Genomic DNA, 3,289 nt, shown 5'->3' with positions numbered 1-3,289 from the left:
TTCCAACTCGCGGTAGATCCGGTAGACGCGTTTGTGGTTGTATTTCAAACCCTTCACGTTGCGCAGATACAGGAAGCATAGGCCGAACCCCCAATTGCGCTGGTTGTGCGTCAACTTGATCAGCCAGTCAGCAATAGCTTCATTTTCGGCTGAACCCTTAGCCTGATAGCGGTAACAGGTCTGGCTCACGCCAAACGTGTCGCACGCCAGGCGCACAGTCATTGACCGTTCTCGAACCGCTCTTATGGCCATCTCACGTCGCTGAGATGGCCTCACCACTTTTTTTCGATAGCCTCTTTCAGAACGTCAGCCTTTAGCCGCTCCTCGGCGTACATTTTTTTGAGCCGAGCGTTTTCCGCCTCCAACTCTTTCATGCGCGCCATCAGCCCTGCGTCCATACCGCCATACTTGGCCCGCCACTTGTAGAAACTGGCGCTGCTCATTCCGTGTTCTCGGCAGAGTTCAGGCACGGGCGTTCCGGCCTCAGCCTGTTTCAGGATCGCGATGATTTGGCTATCGGTAAATCGTGAGGTCTTCATGCAAAATTTTCCAAGGTCCTGCTGTTAGAAAATTCTACCTTCCACGACGGTTAACTAGCGGGGGGATTACCCTTCCATTTGATTTTTAACCCGCCTTAAACACGGAATTTCTGACACCCCCTCGCCTCGTCACTCGGTGTGCGTCATTAAGCGTCTGCACGCGCAAGTTTATCGTCCGATTTCGTTGACTCGACAAAGCGGCTGCTACTGCGTTTTGCTGATAGATCTTTTATTCGATACGAAAAAATCTCGAGGTGTCCCTGTATGTCCTCGATGCAGGCTTCTAAACGTCCCCTTTCTACTTGTCTAACCTGCGCCGACGTTAGTTCCAGGTACACTTCGCACATGTCTGCACCATAGAGGTAGCCTGAGTCGTAGAGCACCTTTCCGCTCGCTGCCCTGATTCGATAAAGCAGTTGGTAGCCTATGAAATAGTGTCGAAGATTTGCGCTTAGTATGACCGTTGCGTATTCGGTGTTGGAGTCTATTATGGTGACTCGGCAGCGTAATGTCTCTTTCAGGTAGTCCCAATTGAAAGATTTGTCCAAGATTTGTTTTGTTGTCGGGCGGTTTTTTTGGATAATTTCAGCGGGCTGGCGATCGTGGGATATGTCTCTAATGACGCTGATTATGGTCGCCTTGCTTGGCGGAGTGTGACCATTCCCCCAGTCACCGACTAAAATGTGGCGATCATTAGATTTTATAAAGCGCCTAATATGCTTTCGTAAATGCGAGTGGTCATAGCCGTTTATGAAGATCAGTTGACGCTGCTGATTTTTCTCGGCAAGACGATAGGAAATTCCTCGGCTCTCGAGTTCTTTTAGGATTGATTTAGTATCGCGTGGCACACTTTCGTCAATGCATAATTTGTAGTACCTTTTCAGGTGCGGCCACTTGTATTGTGTAACGTCGGTCCGTGGGTTCCAGACGAAGGACACGGCATGATCGCTGCGCTGCATATGATTATGGATATTCAGCGCGGCGAATCCACCGCCTGACCCGCCCGCTAGAATTAACTTTTTACCTGTCCTTTCTATTATCTTATCGAGAAGTTTTGCTATCGCGGAAGTGATATTTCCATGGCGTTTATTCCAGAGATACCACGAAAGGTTCAAATGTGAAGATAAATTCAAACTGGGATCAGATATCGCAATTAGCCCAAGTCCTGCTTGTGCTGCCACGCTTCTGAAATGAAATACGGGGGGCGGAGTTTTGGTCCGATGTATGAGGCCGTGGAATCCGACCAGAATATATTCTGGATGCCGACTTAAAGATTCAACTTGGATGTGGTAGGGAGCTTCTTTATCGCCTATCTCGTGAAAGCCAGATGTGGCGAGCTTCTCGACAAATTCCAAAAAATCTTTTGACACGAGTTTCTGCAAGTCAGTTCCTATTTCTTTGAGGCGGGCGCAGAACGTATGGCGCTGGAGTACTTCTCGAGAGCCATCTTTGAATTATGCGCATTTTCGCCGCGTCACGCTACTATGGCACGCGTAGAATGCGGTTCACACAGGCGTCAAGCGGCCCTGTCGGCCCCCCGGCACCGCTTATGGCAGTCACCGCCTGCTCTGTTCACGGGTGCAAAATCGAAGTGTATGTTATCGCAAGACAACCCTGAGTACGTGGCGGCGGTGCTTCACGGGGGCACAGAGTGAGGTGAATGGGATAGACTTGCCCAATACCCATGAATCGCCTTATGCTTGCGCCCGGACCCTGTATATAAGAAGCCTATGAACGAAGAAGCATTGTCTTTTGAAACGGTATCGAGTCCTATTCACACTCGGAATTGGGCGAGCCAACATCTGCCCGAGGAAATTCGCAAGCGAATAGACCAGATAATATACAAACCCCCTGGTCGCAAGTTTGCGGAGGGTCTGGGGTTGAAGACCCCCAAACTCTACGGGCAAAATATAACTTTATATGAGACTTTCGAGTTAGTCCAAGGCCTGGGGCTTGAACGTTTTGTGGTTAAACCGGTGAGTGGAAAGAACAGTTGGTGTGTTCTACCGGTTTGTCGTGTCTCCGATCGTTCGTTTTACAACATTATAGAAAGATCGGAAAGGACCATTGAGGACTTGATTGCAAGCGCCTGGCACGACTACCGAAAGTATAAAATTGCAGCCGGGAGCAAAAAATTCAATCGTTGGATTGTCGAAGAGCTTCTTCTGTCAGACCCTGGCAGCATGGAGCCCATTGACGATTATAAATTTTACTGTTTTTTCGGCGAGTGTTTTCTGATTCTACATAAGCGAAACTTTTTTGAGGACGGAAAATGGTCCAGCCGGTATCGTTGGTACAACGATCAATGGGAGCCTGTTGACACCGGCAAGTATGTCGACAAAATCGATTCGGCGTTGCATCCTCCTGAGGGAGGGCGCAGCGTACTTGTTGAGACGGCCGTTGAGACCTCTTTGAAGATACCAGTTCCGTTCGTACGCTTGGATTTTTATTACTCGGACGGAAAGGTGTATTTTGGTGAGTTCACTCAATTCCCTGGCAACCCGGCAGGCTTCTCCGAAACCATAAGGCGTGAAATGGGCGACAGGTGGATGCGGGCCTCGAAGCGTCTCGAGCAGGCAATCGCCAGCGGGCTATGCGGACGTTTGAAACGCTATTTTCGTTGAAGCGTGCGGTGGAGGTTGAGCAATTGGTAATCCCCCCATTTTTAAACGTCTCGGAAGGTAGAAGCTATGCCGCGATGGCGAGTTTCTGCTTCGGGGTAATCCCGCCGAGCGCCATGTTGGGGCGTT

The 3,289-nt window shown here is 49.7% G+C and carries 2 protein-coding genes and 1 pseudogene; 1 reads left to right on the top strand and 2 read right to left on the bottom strand.

Features of this window, described 5'->3' with window-relative positions:
* Nucleotides 1-539, bottom strand: a pseudogene (locus tag GOQ28_RS14915) (transposase); the annotation flags it as partial.
* 146 nt (nt 540-685) lie between these two features.
* Nucleotides 686-1,921 carry a hypothetical protein gene (locus tag GOQ28_RS14910; RefSeq protein WP_160357041.1) on the bottom strand — a complete coding sequence of 412 codons (1,236 nt, stop codon included), beginning with the start codon at nt 1,919-1,921 and terminating at the stop codon, nt 686-688.
* A gap of 348 nt (nt 1,922-2,269) precedes the next feature.
* On the opposite strand from GOQ28_RS14910, the gene GOQ28_RS14905 reads away from it, so the two are divergent.
* Nucleotides 2,270-3,163 (top strand): ATP-grasp fold amidoligase family protein, encoded by an 894-nt coding sequence (locus GOQ28_RS14905; protein ID WP_160357040.1) that lies wholly within the window; start codon nt 2,270-2,272, stop codon nt 3,161-3,163.
* Nucleotides 3,164-3,289: the final 126 nt, after the last annotated feature.

It is taken from the genome of Bordetella sp. 02P26C-1, assembly GCF_009763255.1.
Lineage (GTDB): Bacteria > Pseudomonadota > Gammaproteobacteria > Burkholderiales > Burkholderiaceae_B > Bordetella_A.
Note: the sequence above shows the minus strand (reverse complement) of the source record. Positions and strands in the feature narration are given on the sequence as shown.

Bases quoted from the DNA above. Each gene is read 5' to 3' on its own strand.
- GOQ28_RS14905 (WP_160357040.1), top strand. From the start codon at position 2,270: ATGAACGAAGAAGCATTGTCTTTTGAAACGGTATCGAGTCCTATTCAC.